We start from the raw sequence: 18,637 nt of genomic DNA on the forward strand, positions 1-18,637 counted from the left end.
ATGTGGGGGTGCTGAGATGAATGAGAAGAGATGAAGACAGGAAACCGGATGCCTGTTTTCACAGGCATGACATCCTTGAGGTGACAGATGAATTTTACAAGCAATACATTTATCTTTACATCGCGCGAAAGCAGGAACCTGGTAAGCTTACTTATACCGGAACTTGCCTCTTACCTCTTTGACCATTGAACCCTGGGGCCTGTTCACTACATTCAGCAGTCTGTCAGTTACCTCAAGCCACAGGGTAAATGTTTTTATCTTCCTGCTGGCGGGGGTGATAAACAGAGAAATAGGATCTCCCATGCTGACAATGTCCATGAAATCATCACGGGAAACACCTTCGGTCTCCTCAGGATCGAGCTTGTAATACCAGCTGGTCCAGTGGTCTTCCGTCATGAGATTCCCCTCTATTGTCACCTCGGGATCTTTTCGACTTGTAAATGCGACAACGAAATAGGATGTATTGCTTGTGTCAATTAATACCTCCTGAATGACATTGCCGGGATCATCAGGCCCGTAGAGTCTCAGAAACTTGTGCTTTTTCTCTGCGGGATCATAATACTGCCGCCCCCTCCCCTCAACCATGTAAATTCCCACAGAATCGATTACAGGGTTTGTGTTTACAAAAACATCAGCTCCGGGAAGTCTCGAAAAGATGCTGTTGTAACGGACAGAATAATCACTCTGTATTGTGTGCCAGTTATCTACCTTTGCAAAAATTCTCAGTTGTACGGTCAGGTATTGAAGCATCTGGGGAAGAAACTCCATTATAGAGTCGTACTGGGAAGATATCTGCTTCAGAGCCGCTTCATCGGCTTTTTTAATCTGTGATGCCATCATTTCGACCATATTAAGCAGATCGTTCTTCTTAAGTCTGGCAAACTCATCAGGGATCATCTTCCGGTACTTTTCAGGTAATAAAGAAAGCAGGTTCTCAGGAACAGACGGGCTCTCCCTTATTATGTTCCGGGGTATGACCATATCGAAGGAGATACACGATGTATTTTCGGAGAAATAGCACTCAGAAGCACTGTATTCAAGCGGTCGTACATCGAGAGCTGTGTCGACACCTTGGTAGTTTTTCAGTACTTTGCAGGATATTTTCCAGGAGAGGTCTTCAGGCAGGACCTTCCGTCCGCTGAAAACAGCTCTGACATTGACCGTGTCTCCAGGTGATGCTTCCGGAGGTTCATAAATGAAATCGATAAGACGGACTTTGTCCTCTTCGATCCTCTCGTATTTTGTCGGGAAAGTGGTACATCCCAGGAAAAGAAGCATAAGAATACTTATAAGTCTCAGCATATTGATTTTTCTCCCTTAAAATTCGGCTTTTACTCCGGCTGACAGCATGGGAAACATGCTGAATGTCATTTTTTCCGTATAATCGTAGTTGTAAAACTCCATCTCCGGACTCTTGTATAGAAACCAGCTGATATTCTGAAGATCGATATAAAAAGAGTACATCCATTTATCAAACACCAGTTTTTTGTCAAGCCTGATGTCAAGCTGGAAGAAAGGATTTACACGGGAGGAGTTTGTCTCTCCATACTCAGGGAAAAAATAGTTGCTGTTTTCACTTTCGATAACCCCGATAATGGGGGTAGTCGGATCACCGCTGACAAACCGCATACGGAAACCGAGATCGAATTCTCTTTTTAAATGCCAGCTCCCAAGCATCTGCAGGTTATGGGTCTGATCTTTTCCATACAGTACCCACTTTTTTTCAGACCGATCATAACGTTCGCTTCTGGAGAGAGTATAGGCGATCCAACCGAAAAACCTCTCGTTTTGTAAATGCCTGAGCATCAGTTCCATACCGTACATCCGGCCTCTGCCGTTACTGTACCAGAGCCTCTCAGACTTTGCGATTTCGGCTCCTTCCGCCATCCTTGGAATGTCCCACTGATTATTGAAATAAAACTGCAGATCCGAGTTGATAAGATCTGTTATCTTCCACTCATGTCCGGCAACATAGTGTGCAGCTTTGGTTGCCGGCATTGATGGGACACCCCATTTCTGGTGTATTACCTGACCCATGGGCTGGGGGGTCTGGCTGTAGTTGCCGATTGCGGCTTTGAAAGTGTGATTTTTTAATGCCTCATACCTGGCATTCAGACGCACTGAGGGCTCACCGCTGTAACCCCTGCTGTTGTTAAATCCCTGATAACTCCAGAATTCAGGCACAATCGATCCGTCATATATAAGCTCCGGGAAATAATCATAACGGATTCCCGGAATGATAAGCAGTTCATCGATGGGTTTCCATTCGAGATTAAGGTATGCCCCAACTACTCCGAAATGCCAGTTTTCATTGGAATCTCTCTGAAACAGACCATTGGCAGAGGGAATGACAAGTTCCATGTCATAGGAGATATTTTGAATGTCTGCTCCAATGTTTAAAGCACAGTGCCGGTTGAATGTATAAGTCAATTGATCCCTGAAATAGCTGGTCAACATATCTGCATCCTGACGCATGATACCGAAAACTGAGACTCTCTGAATGCCGTAACTGAGGCTGTATCGGAAAGAATTTTTCCACTTATTGTCAGGTGTCCAGTCCCAGCCCAGGATTCCGGTATGAAAAGAAAGATTCATCCCAAGTCTGTCCCTGGCCTCGGAAACCTCCTCTGAGCCGATCCGCAAATCAGGGTAGATTATTCCCATGCTGTCACGGTAGCCGAAAAGAGTGAAAGAGAGTTTGTGGTTTGACGGCAAACCGGCATCCGCTCTTAACAGGTAATCCCAGTAAAAAGGTGAGAGTGTTGCCGGAAACTGGTCCTCTGCCATCTTCGCGGCCAGACCCAGAATCTCACCAATAAAGCTGCGACGGCCTGAAAGAAGCACTTTTACATTCTCGTTTACCGGACCTTCTACCAGAAATGACCCGTCGACATTACTGACATCCACCTGTGCATGAAATCTGTCGGATTTTGCCGCTCTGCCGTTTATCTCTATTACTCCCCCTATTGCTCCTCCGTACCGTGTCCCGAATCCGCCCGGATAAAAATCGATCGATTCAAGAGCTTCGGAATTGTAAATAGATTTGAGACCTCCAAAATGATAGAGTGAAAGCAGCTGCACTCCGTCAAGGAAAAACCGTGAATCCCATGATGGCGCCCCCCGGACTATGATATCACCGGATCCAAAAGAGGGCCTCGCCACCCCGGGCATCGCCTGTACAACCCTGATCGCATCACCTCCAAGTCCGGGTATCCTGCGGACCTCCTGAATTGACATCTGACGCCTGCTGATCTCTTTTTCCTCTATCTGCCCATATACCACTATCTCATAGTCGGAATAGGAATGGCGCTCGATGAAATAATTTGCAGAAAGCTCCTCATTTTTTGTTATTGTCTCCTTTGTTCCGGAGGAACTGTATCCTGAGGCAATAACCGAAACTTCTACAGTACCGGCAGGAAGACTGTAAAAACGGAAAACACCCTGAGAGTCAGATTCAGTTACAAGCTTGCCTTCCTCCAGCCGCTGCCCGGGTATTGATGCAATCTTTTTTATATACTCTCTGAAGGGAAGAGGAAGAGTTTTGTCTGAAAGAGTATCATTGAAAGTCAGAACCACCATGGCATCGGCAACAGGGGCGCGGGTGCCCTTTTCAAGTATCTTTCCCAGGAAATTGACGGTTTCAGGAATCGAGTCTACAGCTTCCTGAAGACTGAAGCGGTACTCGTATTGGAGAAGCACAGCGACACTGTCTCCATCGGCGGTTGCAGGAGTAAATTTGAAAAGCCTGCATGCCGCTGCCGCGCTGCTGTCAAGCTGTGGATCCAATCCTCTTAACACAGTTACACTGTCGACACCACCGGTTTCGTTTACCAGCAGTTCAAGCAAAACAGCCCCCTCGATCCCCTTTTTCACCAGTTCAGCAGGGTAATCCGCCTCTATAAATGTCAAAAGCTCAGGCATTTTCTCGATCGGGGGAAGGGAATCCTCCTCTGTTTCAGCCACTGGCTCTGTATCGGCATCGGCATCAATTTCCAGTAAAATCTCTTCAGGTTCCTCAGTGATTGTGCCTGAAGGTTTTTCCTGGCCCTGAGTACTCAGGCAGAAAAGAAGAAAGATGAGGGGTAATTTTATCATTTTTTTACCTTTGATTAATCTGGTTTAATTTAAAGATGTATTATCTCATTTTATTAACCTGATTAAGAAAACAATTTCTTGTTTTAATTGGGGAAGTTACAGTTTGTAACGGAATTACCCGGGTGGAAAACGCAGGAAATTCTGGTACAGAACTAAATATACGTTTGAGCAACAGCGGGAGAAGAGGCAAACGTATGTGATTTCCATTTCGGCTGAATGGGGAAATATATAAATGACATAATAGAAAAGACTTCCTGTCTGAAAGTTACACCTGCACGTTTACCGGAAATTATTTTAAAGACTTATCAAAATTTGCGGAGAGGTGTCCGAGTTGGTTTAAGGGGCACGCCTGGAGAGCGTGTGTACGGTTCCCGTACCCAGGGTTCGAATCCCTGCCTCTCCGCCATAAAATACCCCGACCTGATTTCTGTTCAGGCCGGGGTATTTCATTTCTGTATAATGAGTTGTTCCCCAGAGGTAAACACTTTCTTCCTTATAACTAACAAATAAGCCCCAATAATCAATATATTATCAATAATATCGTGCACACTAAAAAGGGGCAGTTATGATTACCAGGGTTATACCATTCCTTCTTTTATCACTCTGTATAAGCGTAAATGGTCAGAATATCTTTCCGGACTGCAGGTTTCATTTCGGTACTGATTGGGAAAAGGCCAGAAACAACAATGCTCTGATGCAGCAGGTTGATTATCTTACCGGGCCCTGGATTGGCACCTCTGAGACATTTAATATAGGAGAATACTATGAGGTGTGCCGTAACAACAACAAGGTGCCGGTAAACCACACATATATCATCGCATTTGCCGCCCGCCGCGACATGGGCCTTCAGGACTGCAACGTTGATGAAAACAACAATCTCTGCCGCAGAGGCGCAAAGTATATCCGGCAGAACAGGGCAAAGATTCTCAATATCTACGCTGATTTTGCCCGGGGAGTCAATAACATAATGGGAAATAAGCCGAGTGTATGGCTGATGGAAGCAGACTTTACGCAGTATACTCTGGACATGCAGGAGGGAGGAGGTCTGAGCTATCAGGAAGCCGGTCAACTGATGAAAGATATGATCTCCACCATAAAGTCAAACTGCCCCTCAGCTTACTTTTCGATCGATATCTCTCCATGGCGTGATACAACATGGCAGAAGAACTGGTATGGGGCTCTTGGAATGGATCAGTTTTCCTTTATCCATACATCGGGTGGAAGCAGCAGAGGGGATACAGAATTTATAAGTGATTCCTGGTCACCAAGCCTTCCCAAGTGGGCATGGACATACAGGACTTTCAGAAAACCAATCTTTGCAGATGCAGGTTACGGGGTTGGAGGGGCCGGAACAGGGCACGATTCGCGCTGGGATGATATAAACAATCTGCGGAATCGCATTAATGACGGGGTTCTTGGACTGGCACAGGTAAACCCGGCCTCAAACTGGGCAAACACAATCTCTTCTTTACGTTCTCAGCTCCCCAAACCTTCATCCTGTTCTGATCAACCCTGCACACCCTCCTCCATTACGCCTCATATTCAGATAAACTCAGAGGCCTGGCAGCAGACAGCTGAAAAGTCAGTAAATGCCGGTTCTTCAGTAAAATTCGGTCCACATCCCACAAGCGGCGGATCATGGAGCTGGAGCGGACCCGGTGGCTTCAGCGCATCAACCAGAGAAGTAAGCTTGACAAATATCAGAGTTGATCAGGGTGGTGAATATACAGCAACCTATACCAATGATCAGGGATGCAAGAGTACGCAGAAGTTTAAACTGACTGTGAATCCGGTGGTTTCCGCAAATATTCCTGAGGGGAAAGCCGGTTTCAGTGTATCTATCAATAATAACATTCTGAGAACAACCGGTAATGCAGGAATCAATCTTATGGTTTCACTTTACACCCTGAAAGGGGAACTCGTTTTCAGAAAAAATCTTACTGGTCAGGCTGTTTTGCCTCTGGCTTCGGAACTGATAGGTGGAAGTTATCTTCTGGAGGTAAAGAAGGCCGGAAGAGTAGTTTTGAAAAACAGGGTGTTGCTTGCGGATTGATTTCATCACAAGCTGCACTTTTCCCTCAACTTTATTTCTGCGAAAGCAGGAATCCGGAAATCATCCCAACCGCGTTGCCGGCAGAAGTGCTCACCGAACACAGTTGAAGTGAGCACTCATCACAAAACTTAATATTTATCATTTGGTGCTGCGGCTGATATTTGATAAAAGCAAATACGAACAGAGCATCGATACGAGTGCGAATACAGGGATTATAAATACTGCAGGTATGATATTATACCCCTGAAGTCCCATCGCTATGATTTTTGCAACAAGTGCTGACATCAGTAGTGAGAGGAAAATCAGATATACTGGCCCGATGAGAAACCCCCATGGTCTTCTGCGAATCAATAGAATTCCGGATACTGCTGCTAATGGCAACAGCAGACCTAAATCGAAGCCCTGGACAATGAGGGTCGTATAGTGATCGAGAGATGAGGGGTATATGCTGCCATCGAGCAGTGGTGGTACTACAATGCTCAGCCAGAGCAGTGCAATTACAATTGCATTGAAAATGAGAAATCCACCGGCAAATTTTACAGGTGCACCCGGGCGGAATGATGCGGGCAGATTGTCCACTCCAATTGAAATAAGGGATAACGATAAAGCAAAAAATGAAGTGCCCAGAAGAAATGCGTACACCAGAAAAAACGGATTAAATGCAGCCATCGCAATATAAAACATATATGTCACCAGAAAATATCCCAGAACGCCGGAGAGCACAAAACGGGCTCTTAATGAACCTTTGAGAGTAATAAGAAGCGAAACTATCAATAAAGGTACGGCGATAAAGAGAGTAACATAGTCCTGTGCAATACCCTGAGGTACCAGTTCTGCGGACATGTTCTGGTATATACCTTTACCATAGATTTTTACAACTTTGCCATGGATAGATGTGAAATCATGCGGGCCGGGTCCTCCCGAAGAGAATATCCCTGTCGACGCAGCAATAATGGCCGCTATAGCGATACATAAAACAAGAATCGATAGTATAGTGTTTCTTTGCATCTGTCCTTCCTGTTATTTACAGATTAGGAGTTGATTTGTATAAAATAAATTATGTGCTGCGCTGAAATTAGAAGCAGCGGTAACGCCTGCGGCTGCTAATGTATGCAAACCGGAGATTTGACATAATATAAGTGCATTATTGGGGTGGCGTCTTTATTGTAATATTCCGAAATCTCTCTGCAGTTGTTTAATCAACTGGTTCTAATTTTTCCATCTCTTTTTTAGCGGTAGATTCATCAACCTGAACCATTTCAGCTTTGTTAATCATTCCGCCTTTTACATAAACCGAAACTGCTGTCATAATAATATCATTCTGAACCCTTTGAGGGAAAATACTGGTAAGTAATAAATTTTCTGGGCTCATTGCTAATGTATCCTGTTGTTGAACAGATGTTGAAACTTGGTGGTGGTTCGCAGAAAAAATGGTTACTTGTCCAGGAGGTATTGAAAAATGTAAACATTTCATTATTGTTTGTAATTTTGATTGAATCACCAGAAAAGAGTATCTTCAATGGAAAAGTAAGCGATTTCAACATTGTTGTTTTCAATTTTCAAACTATCCAGGGTGATTTTTAAATGATTACTGTCTTGAACTCCTGAGAAACTGCCGGATGTTCGAGTCTTCGCATAAATCCATATATCACCTGCAATAAAAGCGTTGGAAATATTTACTGAACAGCAGAGCTTTAAATAGCATTGTATCGATTTGCTCCTTGGTGAATAGAACGGTGAAGTCTATACAAATATCTATTAATTTTCAGAAAAATCACCTTATATTTAATAAATGTTATCATTCATGTTCATGTATTTCCGGAACAGGTCTTCTCATCCTGATTTGTTTCGCTTAGCGGTTCTGGCAAATGATGTAGAATCATTTTATCCAGTTGAAGATAGCGAATCGTTATGCATTCAGGCAAGCCTGACAGCAACATTGATCTTGCATTCACATCTTTTCGGAACCTATCTTCATTTGTATACTCTTTCAGTGTTGGTTCGATGTTCTTTGACATGATGCTTCAGGTACATGTAATTTACTTTAAAAATGCATCAAATGGTGTTTTCAATTGACAACACAAAGCCCGGTTCAGGTGTTAGTTTAGCCATAGGTAATGGCCGCGTTTGTTTGCGACCATTACAATAAGTGTATCATAAATCTTTTTTGTTTGGGGGGTTGTATGAGTATCAAAAAAGTATGTGCCGTGGCGCTTGCGTTACTGGCTATCGGGTCTTCAATGGCCTGGGGGCAGTGCGATGTGTTTACTACCAGTACAATAAGAAATTGTAATGGTATTGACTATGAACTCTGGAGTCAGAACAACAGAGGAAATGTCAGCATGAAGATCACAGGAGGCAGCACTAACCCCAATGGGGGGACGTTTGAGGCTACGTGGAGCGGTACGGAGAATGTTCTTTTCCGCGCCGGTAAAAAATGGGGACAATCAAGCACCACAACTACCAAATCGATCGGTAACATAACTCTCGATTTTGAGGCGACATGGACTTCCAGCGACAATGTAAAAATGCTTGGCGTATATGGCTGGGCTTTTTATCCCTCAGGAAGCGTGCCGGCAAATTTCTCCAATCAGATTGAGTACTACATTATTCAGGACCGCGGCAGCTATAACCCGGCTTCCGGCGGCACCAACGCCCAAAAAAAGGGTGAGGGCACAATCGATGGTATTCTTTATGAATTTTGGGTTTGCGACAGGATCAACCAGCCCATGCTGACCGGCAACGGCAACTTCAAGCAGTACTTCAGCGTTCCAAAGAGCACCGGCAGCCACAGAACAAAAGGAATGATCTCCGTTTCCAAGCACTTTGATGCGTGGGACAAAGCCGGTATGAAGATGATGGATTGTCCGTTGTACGAAGTCGCGATGAAAGTTGAATCCTATACCGGTTCGCCAAATGGCAACGGCTCGGCGAAAGTAACAAAGAATCTTCTAACTCTTGGCGGCAGCAGCGGTGGTGATGAGTTTACTCTTGTGACGAACGTTTCTCCAAACGGTGCGGGAACGGTGACCAGAAACCCGAACAACAGCTACTTTGCCAAAGGCACATCCGTCCAGCTCACAGTCACTGCCAACACCGGTTATAAGTTTATTGGCTGGGAGGGTGACGCCTCGGGTTCTACAAGCCCGGTTACCGTTACAATGAACAAAGACCTTACCGTTACAGCGAAGTTCCAGTTGGAATCGGGGGATGGCACGGTCAACCTTTTAAAGGACGGTAACTTCCCGAGCAGCAGTGTTATCTCAACAGGTGATGACTCGTCATGGAAGCTGGGGCAGGGTCAATACTGGGGTGATTCCCAGGCATCGTCGAGCGTAAGCAACGGAACCGCGGCGATAAACGTTACCACCACCGGATCTGAACCCTATCAGCCGCAGCTTGTTCAGTACGGTTTGGCTCTTGATGAAGGTGTGATGTACAAGCTTACCTTCAAGGCAAGAGCATCGGCGGCAAGGAAGATCCAGGTCTCGTTCCAGATGGCAACAGACCCCTATACAACTTATGCCGAGAAGGAGTTCGACCTTACCACGACCGATCAGGAATACCAGTTTGTGTTCACTATGAGCAACGCAAGCGACCTGTCGTCACAGTTCGCGTTCAATCTGGGTCAGGCGACAGGCACCGTCTATATCAGTGACGCTAAACTGGTACACACTGCAACATCAATACACCGCGGCCACAGCTCAGTAGCGACCCGCGGCGGCATGTCGCTGGTATCCGTAAAGGGCAGAACCCTGAACGTCTCGCCGGTTGACGGTTCCAGACTGCAGGTCAGGGTATTGGACGTAAATGGCAAGGTAGTAGCCAGTTACAAGGCAAATGATGCGGCATCTTACTCGTTATCAAATATCTCCGCAGGCCGGTACTTTGTTTATGTTACAGGCATGGGAGTAAAACAATTCACGCCGATTACCTTGAAATAAGTTATTGATACATGCAGAAGGGAATTTCCCCTTCTGCATGGTATTGTTTGAGCTAAATTATGTAGATAATTTACAAAATAAGGCAGGAACAGTGTTCCTGTTCACTTCTGGAAGCACTGGTTAGAGCAGACTTCCATCACGCCCGCCACATGAATCTGCCTGTTCTGTCCAACTTTGGTATTTCTATAAAGCACCAGATAGATGTGACAGTGAAAAAGTGCTGGAACCAAAACAACTTATAGCTTCAGTTGTATTAGATACAATTCAGCGATAGATTGACCAGTTTAGAGGCCGGAGATTTATGTTTAAAGTCCTTTCAAGTATTTACAACTTTAGTTCTTGCGATTAGATCATGGAGACATCGCTTCTCTTTCCCAAAAATAAAAAGGGGATTTATCAATCCTAAAAACTTCCCAACAACTGATAACAGACTTAATAACACTAAAGAACCATATCGTAAAAAGATTATTCTGAACACATTCGCAATTGTATGTGACTTGTAGTCAACTATTTTAATTCCAAGTACTTTTTTTGCGATAGTTTGACCGTTCTTATGTAATAAGTAAGCATTAATTGTGATAAAGGTCAAAATGCTGACTGAAGGGAGAATGATTTGTTGAAATATTGATATATTCTGAATGAATTTGCCCTTTACAATTGCAAATAATAATGGTAGAAAAGAAAGGTTGAATATTAATCCGTCAATTAATGCTCCAAGAAACCTTGTGTCACGGGAGGCTAGTATTACCTGCTCTTTTGACTGCATATCTGTACTTGATTTCTTTGGAATAAATCTGTAAGCTAAACCTGAGAGAGTCAAAAAAATAATAGTCAAAATAGATGGCCACAATGAAGAATACACTACTTGCATTTGGTTTTTATATGCTGTAGCTATAAATTGTTTGGGTAAATGTTGAAGATCCTTGTATGTTTGTATAAGACAAATTGTGAATCCTGCCAGACTACAGAATAATGGGAATAACGAGGCTGTAATAGAGACATTAAAGGCCCGTTTTTTGGGATGCAGTGAGAACATCAAAACAGGTATTGCAACAAAAAGAATTAAGAAGGAATGTAATGCAAGAGACATAAAAAAAGAAGCCGGGCTATAAAGGCTGATTTTAATTATTTGATCTAAGTATTCCATACTGTACTCCTTCTGATCACTTTAAATTGGTTCTTTATTCCTTTATTTTCTTGCCTGTCTCTTATGAGAAAAATCTGTTGTACAGGAACGCTTTCTCCAATTTACGTTAGGACGTCCCGATAGAAATATGCGTTTATGAAGCGAGAAGGAATAAATGGTGTATTTCGCATGTCAAGTAATGTATATGCCATGCTGAGCTGGCGTTGATGGCCGGCTGTACCCATGGAAGCTTGATCTTGATATCATGCACCATTTATACAAATGGATATAATTCATTTCCGCCATACTTGTCAATATTCTCATGTGATATTTGCCCTTTGTAATGTAGAATTATTGTTTTTAGAATGGGTGTCTGGGCCTGAAAACAAAAAACGGGGTCTTACTTTCTTCAAATCATATTTCCTGCACATCGAAGATTTACGACTACAATATGTTTTCTCTTAATAGAGCATCTTTAGAAATTATTGTTTTGTAAATATTGTACTCTGTAATAACTGGCTTTCTTTTGCATAAGATTCCAAACGGCTGGGCGAGCCTTTTCAACTAAAACAAACTATTCAGTATCCTCTTCAATGTAAAATCATCAATTCTTATATAACCTTCTTCAGTAAGTATTCGTGTGAATTCACGAGGTGATAAATTTTTGGATATAACCATTTCAATGATTTATTCCGAAAATGCTGAAGCATCATCTTCATTTTCAAAGTGTTTGTTTGTATTGACCAAACAAGAATATTTTTCCAATTTACCTGGAGAGATCTCTTTTTCACATAAAATCGATGGGAAATAGCCTAAAGGAGGACCATTATAACTGCCGGAAGAAAAAGTAAAATTACCTTTCAGATCAGAATCAGGAGTATGATCTAAATCGTAACAGCATTTTTTGTATTTTTTTTAACCACTGCTGCATGGACATGGTTCATTTCTACCTGTCATTAATTAAACCTTTCACCATTGACAATGAAAATTAGCCGACCACTGAGCAACACCGCTTTGTTTTAATTGTCATCCAGTGTCTCAAGACCATATTTTTCCAGATGGTGAGTATCTCCCCATACCTCAAGATTCCATTCCATTTTGTCAGATATCGAGAAAACGTTTATGCTTCCATTATACAGGGAGAAAGATCTTTTCTGGTTCAATGGTAAATTTAATGCCCTGTGAAACATACTCATCAAAGTTCCACCATGCGAAACGATTAAGATAGTCTTATCTAAATTGTGTGAGGATATCTCTTCGATACACTTTATTGCTCTCTCATGTCTTTGCCTGATTGATTCTCCATTGGGTAAAACATATTCAGGATCATTTGATGTAAATTTTATCCATTCATCAGGATACTTTCTTTGAAATACATTTTTTGTAAGCTCCTGAAGAATTCCCAGATTTCTTTCCCTTAATCTGAAATCAGTGATAAAGTCTTTCCCGATAATACCTGAAATTATCTCTGATGTCTCAATAGCACGCCCAAGATCACTTGTGTAAAAATTGTCAAAACGTATTTTACGCAAACCATCACCGATAGCTTTTGCCTGTAACCTGCCAAGATCTGTCAGGTTACTATTGAGATGTCCCTGTTGTTTTTCAATTTTGTTCCATTCAGTTTCACCATGTCGTACAGCATATATTTTGGTTGCCGATCTCATTAAGTTGTCTTTCGGTGTGTGTTTATTGGTTTATGTATTTAAGCCCGAGCCCAGTGACGTACAATGTTCCCCCCTATACCGAAGAATTTTCTGACCTTTTAACGCCAGGGATGTCCGCAATCTGGGTAATTGGCATTGTGAACGCAAAGTTTTTTCCCGCATGATGTGCAAATCCATCGTTCATTTTCACTGCGTACAAACTCACGGATTCCGGCATGCTCAATACGATTGAGATTCTCAATCATACTCATACTGTATTTCTCCTGGTATCGGACGTCGAGCTGTTTTAATCTAAAACACGGGAAAATATCACAGGAGTAGCAATATTTGGCATTCCTGTTTAACCGGTTGCAATTTCGAATCCGGTACGAAATACAAGATTTGGCTTTATCAATATCTCCACCACGACATCCCGGACAGTGTTTCCCTTTTTTTCGCATGGCGGCAAAACAGACACTACAGTTCATACCGCATGGAGCAATGTCTTTAATTGTCGTTCTGCGCTCATCGGGTATTATGCGTAAAGGCATTCATGATCCCGAAAACCGATATATTCGTAACTGTGTTTCAATCGTGCATCCTGTACCCTGTAATATTGTTCTAGGGGAGTGATCTTTATCATAGTTCTAATTCTACAGGAAGCGTTTTTGCGGCTTCGATACATAATTTCATGTCATTCAAACCAATCTTTCCTTTATACAGTTTTAGCTCTTCATTTTTTTTGGTAATTTTATTATACAAATCATCATGATTAGCCATTGACACTTTCTTGACTGTGTCAAATCCAGAAATTGAAAGTATATGCGCAAATGTTGAATTAACCCACTGAATTCTTACTAAATCACTTAATTTCAACAAATCAATCACTTTTTCTTCATCAATATCTGTTTCATTTAGGAATTTCTTTCTATCACATGCCCGGCCAAGTCTTTCGTACAAAACTTTTGTATTTGAAATGCCTTCCTTTTCAAATTTTTTAATAACATCTTGAGAAATCCAATTAAACTCTGATAACTTCAGTGGTTTTGATTGAATGCTTTTTAATTCACGCAGTAAAATGGTTAAATATTCTTCTGAAATGTCTTTATCTTTCAATAATTCAACTTTTGTCTTCTTGTTGCTAATAATTGAAAATAGCTGTTGAAGATTTTTAATATCAGCTTTTTGAAAAGCATTAAAATGAATATCAGCTTCGTCCTTTAAGATCTGCCTGCTTGGGATGAAACTTCTCTTTTTTAGCTGGTCTTTATATTGACCGAGAGATATTCGCAAAATTGATTGAATAATTCATATTATCACCTTTATATTGGATTTATTCTTATCCCCAGGAATTTCACACAACGTCCAGATATAGCCAAAAATGCCGCAAATGATATCATTATAGGCTACTAGTTGGGCACTCAAACCGTGGCATGATATTCTCTCTGGAAATTATTTATACCCTCCATAAACAGCATAATTATAACATTTCCATACCACATCAACGTTTTTAAACCCTATCTCTTCCAACCACTTAATATGCTTCATTAAACTGGTTGGTCTGTCCTCCTCTTTGTATTTCATCATCCACTTGTTCTCAATCTCATCCACAGGAACATTTCTTTTCATAAATTCTTTCCATTTTGACATATACAGCTCTTGCAAATGATTGTTGGAACCTAAAACCACGTCGGCATTATAAAAAACGCCTCTGTCTGTTAATGCGCTATAAATCTTTTGATAAAAAGCTTTTTTATCTTCATCTTCCGCCAAATGATGCAGGGCCAGAGAAGATATTATCACATCATACTTCTTATCAAAATCAAAGCTGTAAAAGTCTCCTGTGTGATAGTCAATATTTTTATCCCCTCCTAATTTTATCTGTGTCATCTTTATCATATTCTCTGCTATATCTAAACAAAAAATATGAGCGCCGGGAAATGCCTCTTTTATTTTACACGCGATAGTCCCTGTCCCGCATCCTAAATCGATAACTTTAATTGGATCATCTTTTCTAAAAGGAATCGAAAGGATCAAGGCTTCTATCATTTGCTCATAGAAAGGTATCAACTTTAAAATAACCCGATCAAATTCGTTTGCTTCTTCCTCAAAATGACTTTTTACCTTCTCAATTCTTTCCATGTTTTCTCCTTTAAAATTCTTTGGGAGGCCAGGAAAATGCACTTGTCGCAACCTCACGACTTTTATCTTTTTTCTTGGTCAGTGCATCCCCTTTTTCTCTCTGGGGCCACTTCCTGTTGGCATTCGGCCCATGCCTTGCGGCTTGCTGGAATTAATTCTGTGCAGGTGCATACAATATAAGATATTCTAATCACCGTTTCATCAGTGCAAACACACCCCATCCCAGGTATTCACGTGTGTACGCCGCGTAGCGTTTGGGTTCTGAGTTCAACAGGGTCCGAACCTCTTTCCCGAAATCATCATCGGGATTTGCTTCGAGCCATAGACGCATGGTAAACCATTTGGCAGCCTCGTATCTGTCCCAACTGTCCTGGTCTGCTAATACCATTTCTATGACATCGTAACCGAGATCGCCGAAAGATCCAATCAGTTCCGGAAGGGAATGAAAGTCGGATATTGAATTGGCATCGCAATTCCTGGCAACCTCTTCTGATGGTGGCAACTGACGCCAATAGGGCTCGCCGATAAGAATGATTCCTCCGGGGGTCAGGCTTTTCGTCAATAGATCGATGGTACCTGCTACACCTCCTCCGATCCATGTGGCACCGAGACAGGATGCCACACCGACTTTTTCTTTGGAAACATAGCCGGAAGCATCGGCATGGATAAACTTGACTTTATCGGCGACACCAAGTTCTTCAGCGCGAAGTTTCGCTTGTTCTGTGAACAGGTGGCTCATGTCGATACCTGTGCCGAAAATACCGTAATCACGTGCCCAGGTACACAGCATCTCTCCCGAACCGCTGCCTAAATCAAGTATTCGGGTTCCTGCTTTCAGACGCAGCGCAGAGCCGAGAGTTGCCAGCTTTTTGGGAGTGAAGGGGTTATGGATACGATGAGCACTTTCGGAAATGTTGAATATTCTTGGGATGTCCATTTTATTAATACTCCTTTAAGGTGTGTGTGGTTATGACCTGATAAAAACTCACAAATTTAGACCGTTGTTTTCCAGATCGGGGTCGGTATCGGAATCAGTATTGAATTTATTTCATCGGATTTTCTCAGAAAAAACGTTCTGTGTAAAGATAACTTTTGCGAAGTACAATTATTGCATTAAGAGATAATGTGCAGGAGGTCTTCCTCTAGCCCGCCGTAGCTTCTTAGTGAAGGCAGGCGCCACTCCCTGTGTGTTGACATAGTGTTGTGCCCTGCGAGAAAATGTTGCAAGTCGGGTAAGTCAAGCTGGTTTCTTCAGAGGCGGCATTAATGCCACCTCTAGTCAAGATAAGCCCGGTAAACCGGGCTTGCACGAAAATGCAGGCTCATTGTTTTCTTCCTTAATAAGGTGGGATTTGATCGGCTTTAACTTGTTTGCGTCATCAATAATTTTATCTACCATGACAATCAATTCTTCTCGTAGTTTGTTTGCTTCAGCAGATGGTGTAATCTTGTCGAAATCGCGTATAATTACATCCAAATCTGCAAAGAGAAATACTGGCACGTTGAACCTTTCAAAAAACTCTCTGTATCTCTTAAAGCTTCCTTTGCCACATGGGATAATAGAACGATTGCATTCTTATTACTAATATTCTTACATTCAATAGTCAGAAAAAGATCTTGGATATGAACATCCCCTCAAGAAAGTAAAATAAACAAATGATAATTGATAGTAAAAATTGTGATAATCTCCATAATATATCGGTTGATGAAAACTAATGAATGTCAATTCCAAATTTCAATTAATGGGAAAAATGAACTCCTTAGTGAGTGAGTCCTGATTTTCTTAATTCCAAACCTATCTTGTGAAATCTTAAAATCTTCTATTTTTTTTTGTTTAAAATATGCCTGAAGACACTCCTTCCCCCCGTCACGGTCTTTCCTAAAAAGAAAACCCGCGTCAAGGACAACCCCCAAACCTTTTAAATCTATGCAAAAAACCCGATTATCAGTTAGAAATTGCAAAAAAGATGAAGCTATCGGGTGAATTAATATACTTATTATAAATTTTACATTGCTCCCTGCAAATGAAAGATGGATACAAAGGATAGGGGACTGTAGACCATCCGGTCGATAGAAATCAATTGAGGATGAAAAAACACCCTCATTTCAGTTATATTTTGGAAAGATGGAATCTGCTGTGCAACTGTTTGAAAAAGGTGCATAATTATGTGTAGGTGGAGCAAAAAATGATACCCGGAAAACGAGGAGTTTTGATGAAATATTTTATGGCAGGCGTTGTTCTTATGTGTACTGTCCTGTTGTTTTCTTCTGTTATCGGCCAGGAGCTGCCCTCAAAGGAGCAAATTATAAGTAAAATGAAGCTTGCCAATGACTATTTCATGCAGAAATGGCCTGACCCCTGCAACAGTTGCCTCGTGGGTAACCGTCCCAGCAATATCTGGACAAGGGCAGTGTATTACGAAGGAAGCATGGCTTATTATGAATTAAGTAAGGATATCTCAGCTCTGAATCATGCCGTAAACTGGGGAGAATTTCATGGCTGGAACATGAGAAGCGGGACAACAACCACCAATGCGGACAACCAGTGCGCAGGGCAGATATATATAGATCTCTACAGGATGGATCAGAAGCAGGAGCGTATCTCCAATATAAAGACTTGTATCGACAGGATGGTGATCTCAGAAAGCGATAACCACTGGACCTGGATTGATGCGATTCAGATGGCGATGCCGGTATTTGCAAAACTGGGTGTTCAGTACAGTGATACCCGGTATTTTGACAAGATGTACAGGCTTTACAACTATCCTAAAACAACCCTGGGGCTCTATAATAAAACTGACCGACTCTGGTGGAGGGATGCTTCCTTTAAAAACCAGAAGACCTCTTCAGGGAAAAATATCTACTGGTCACGGGGCAACGGATGGGTCTTTGCCGCACTGGTACGCGTATTAAGCGAACTTCCGGATACAGATCCTTACAGGACAGAATACCTGGATATTTTCACAGAGATGGCAGGAGCGCTTGCTTCTGTGCAGCGCGATGACGGGTTCTGGAATGAAAACCTGGCCGATCCGGAGCATTTCGGCGGTCCGGAGATTACCGGCACAGGGCTTTTTGTTTACGGTTTTGCCTGGGGAGTAAACAATGGAGTGCTTTCCAGAACAGAGTATATGCCGGTGATTGTCAAGGCCTGGAAAGCAATCTCTGATAGTGCGATTTTCCCAGATGGAAGGCTGGGTTATGTGCAGGGAACAGGTGATTCCCCCGGAGACAACGGCGCCGGTGTAACAAATGTAACCCCGTCAAGGAATATTATCCCTGATTTCGATGATTTCGGTCTGGGATGTGTGCTCCTTGCAGGCAGTGAGGTGGCAAAACTGGCGGACAACCCGACTGCCGTGAAAGGGACACATCTTTACCCGGTATCAAAGCAGGTTTCTGCATGGAAATTAACCGGGCCCCTGACTTGCCGTCAATTTACAAGCAATCGTCACCCGGCAAGAGTTATTACGCTCTCGGGGGAGCTTGTGAAGAAGGTGCACGGTGGGAAGGGTGTGGGTAGTGGGGTGTATGTGGGGAAGTGAGGGGACGGGGTACGACAAAAGGCGCCACGTAATGGAAGATCATTTGTAATCGTTTGGTGTATTAGTCATTTTTCAGCAGTTCCCGG

At 42.5% G+C, this 18,637-nt stretch carries 13 protein-coding genes and 1 tRNA gene; 4 read left to right on the forward strand and 10 right to left on the reverse strand.

The features are described 5' to 3' along the window. Nucleotides 1-147 precede the first annotated feature (147 nt). Nucleotides 148-1,302 carry a hypothetical protein gene (locus tag GX089_11055; protein ID NLP03026.1) on the reverse strand — a complete coding sequence of 385 codons (1,155 nt, stop codon included), beginning with the start codon at nucleotides 1,300-1,302 and terminating at the stop codon, nucleotides 148-150. A 15-nt stretch (nucleotides 1,303-1,317) separates the two neighbouring features. Beyond that, on the reverse strand, nucleotides 1,318-4,095 hold the full coding sequence (locus GX089_11060) for a TonB family protein (GenBank protein ID NLP03027.1): 2,778 nt from the start codon (nucleotides 4,093-4,095) through the stop codon (nucleotides 1,318-1,320). A 316-nt stretch (nucleotides 4,096-4,411) separates the two neighbouring features. Between GX089_11060 and GX089_11065 the strand changes: the two genes are divergently transcribed. Both GX089_11065 and GX089_11070 read left to right on the forward strand, forming a co-directional pair. Further along, nucleotides 4,412-4,501 (forward strand) — tRNA-Ser (locus GX089_11065). A 159-nt stretch (nucleotides 4,502-4,660) separates the two neighbouring features. Beyond that, on the forward strand, nucleotides 4,661-6,148 hold the full coding sequence (locus GX089_11070) for a hypothetical protein (GenBank protein NLP03028.1): 1,488 nt from the start codon (nucleotides 4,661-4,663) through the stop codon (nucleotides 6,146-6,148). Nucleotides 6,149-6,286: 138 nt separating this feature from the next. Here the strand turns inward: GX089_11070 and GX089_11075 are convergent, their stop codons facing one another. Together GX089_11075 and GX089_11080 are read right to left on the reverse strand one after the other, a co-directional pair. Further along, on the reverse strand, nucleotides 6,287-7,156 hold the full coding sequence (locus GX089_11075) for a hypothetical protein (protein NLP03029.1): 870 nt from the start codon (nucleotides 7,154-7,156) through the stop codon (nucleotides 6,287-6,289). A 187-nt stretch (nucleotides 7,157-7,343) separates the two neighbouring features. Further along, nucleotides 7,344-7,520, reverse strand: a complete 177-nt coding sequence (locus GX089_11080; protein ID NLP03030.1) for a hypothetical protein — start codon at nucleotides 7,518-7,520, stop codon at nucleotides 7,344-7,346. A gap of 811 nt (nucleotides 7,521-8,331) precedes the next feature. On the opposite strand from GX089_11080, the gene GX089_11085 reads away from it, so the two are divergent. Continuing rightward, complete coding sequence (locus GX089_11085; GenBank protein NLP03031.1) at nucleotides 8,332-10,092, forward strand: T9SS type A sorting domain-containing protein; 1,761 nt, start codon at nucleotides 8,332-8,334, stop codon at nucleotides 10,090-10,092. A 316-nt stretch (nucleotides 10,093-10,408) separates the two neighbouring features. Here the strand turns inward: GX089_11085 and GX089_11090 are convergent, their stop codons facing one another. The 6 genes from GX089_11090 to GX089_11115 all read right to left on the reverse strand — a co-directional run bounded on the left by GX089_11090 (nucleotide 10,409) and on the right by GX089_11115 (nucleotide 15,943). Further along, nucleotides 10,409-11,239, reverse strand: a complete 831-nt coding sequence (locus tag GX089_11090; GenBank protein NLP03032.1) for an RDD family protein — start codon at nucleotides 11,237-11,239, stop codon at nucleotides 10,409-10,411. A 998-nt stretch (nucleotides 11,240-12,237) separates the two neighbouring features. Next, on the reverse strand, nucleotides 12,238-12,885 hold the full coding sequence (locus GX089_11095) for a histidine phosphatase family protein (GenBank protein ID NLP03033.1): 648 nt from the start codon (nucleotides 12,883-12,885) through the stop codon (nucleotides 12,238-12,240). A 98-nt stretch (nucleotides 12,886-12,983) separates the two neighbouring features. Beyond that, a complete protein-coding gene (locus GX089_11100) occupies nucleotides 12,984-13,415 on the reverse strand; it encodes a DUF3795 domain-containing protein (protein NLP03034.1) in 432 nt (143 codons plus the stop codon). 88 nt (nucleotides 13,416-13,503) lie between these two features. Continuing rightward, a complete protein-coding gene (locus GX089_11105) occupies nucleotides 13,504-14,157 on the reverse strand; it encodes a DUF4332 domain-containing protein (GenBank protein ID NLP03035.1) in 654 nt (217 codons plus the stop codon). 159 nt (nucleotides 14,158-14,316) lie between these two features. After that, a complete protein-coding gene (locus GX089_11110) occupies nucleotides 14,317-14,997 on the reverse strand; it encodes a class I SAM-dependent methyltransferase (protein NLP03036.1) in 681 nt (226 codons plus the stop codon). 199 nt (nucleotides 14,998-15,196) lie between these two features. Then, a complete protein-coding gene (locus tag GX089_11115) occupies nucleotides 15,197-15,943 on the reverse strand; it encodes a class I SAM-dependent methyltransferase (protein NLP03037.1) in 747 nt (248 codons plus the stop codon). Between the two features lie 1,288 nt (nucleotides 15,944-17,231). Here GX089_11115 and GX089_11120 point away from each other — a divergent pair. Next, on the forward strand, nucleotides 17,232-18,551 hold the full coding sequence (locus tag GX089_11120) for a glycoside hydrolase family 88 protein (protein ID NLP03038.1): 1,320 nt from the start codon (nucleotides 17,232-17,234) through the stop codon (nucleotides 18,549-18,551). Nucleotides 18,552-18,637 lie beyond the last annotated feature (86 nt).

Source organism: Fibrobacter sp. (assembly GCA_012523595.1).
Classification (GTDB): Bacteria; Fibrobacterota; Chitinivibrionia; order Chitinivibrionales; family Chitinispirillaceae; genus JAAYIG01.

What these genes read in the sequence shown, in the direction of transcription:
- GX089_11080 (NLP03030.1), bottom strand. Translation starts at nt 7,520, where the DNA reads ATGAGCCCAGAAAATTTATTACTTACCAGTATTTTCCCTCAAAGGGTT.
- GX089_11055 (NLP03026.1), bottom strand. Translation starts at nt 1,302, where the DNA reads ATGCTGAGACTTATAAGTATTCTTATGCTTCTTTTCCTGGGATGTACC.
- GX089_11120 (NLP03038.1), top strand. Translation starts at nt 17,232, where the DNA reads ATGGCAGGCGTTGTTCTTATGTGTACTGTCCTGTTGTTTTCTTCTGTT.
- GX089_11085 (NLP03031.1), top strand. Translation starts at nt 8,332, where the DNA reads ATGAGTATCAAAAAAGTATGTGCCGTGGCGCTTGCGTTACTGGCTATC.
- GX089_11090 (NLP03032.1), bottom strand. Translation starts at nt 11,239, where the DNA reads ATGGAATACTTAGATCAAATAATTAAAATCAGCCTTTATAGCCCGGCT.
- GX089_11070 (NLP03028.1), top strand. Translation starts at nt 4,661, where the DNA reads ATGATTACCAGGGTTATACCATTCCTTCTTTTATCACTCTGTATAAGC.
- GX089_11060 (NLP03027.1), bottom strand. Translation starts at nt 4,095, where the DNA reads ATGATAAAATTACCCCTCATCTTTCTTCTTTTCTGCCTGAGTACTCAG.
- GX089_11075 (NLP03029.1), bottom strand. Translation starts at nt 7,156, where the DNA reads ATGCAAAGAAACACTATACTATCGATTCTTGTTTTATGTATCGCTATA.
- GX089_11095 (NLP03033.1), bottom strand. Translation starts at nt 12,885, where the DNA reads ATGAGATCGGCAACCAAAATATATGCTGTACGACATGGTGAAACTGAA.
- GX089_11115 (NLP03037.1), bottom strand. Translation starts at nt 15,943, where the DNA reads ATGGACATCCCAAGAATATTCAACATTTCCGAAAGTGCTCATCGTATC.
- GX089_11100 (NLP03034.1), bottom strand. Translation starts at nt 13,415, where the DNA reads ATGCCTTTACGCATAATACCCGATGAGCGCAGAACGACAATTAAAGAC.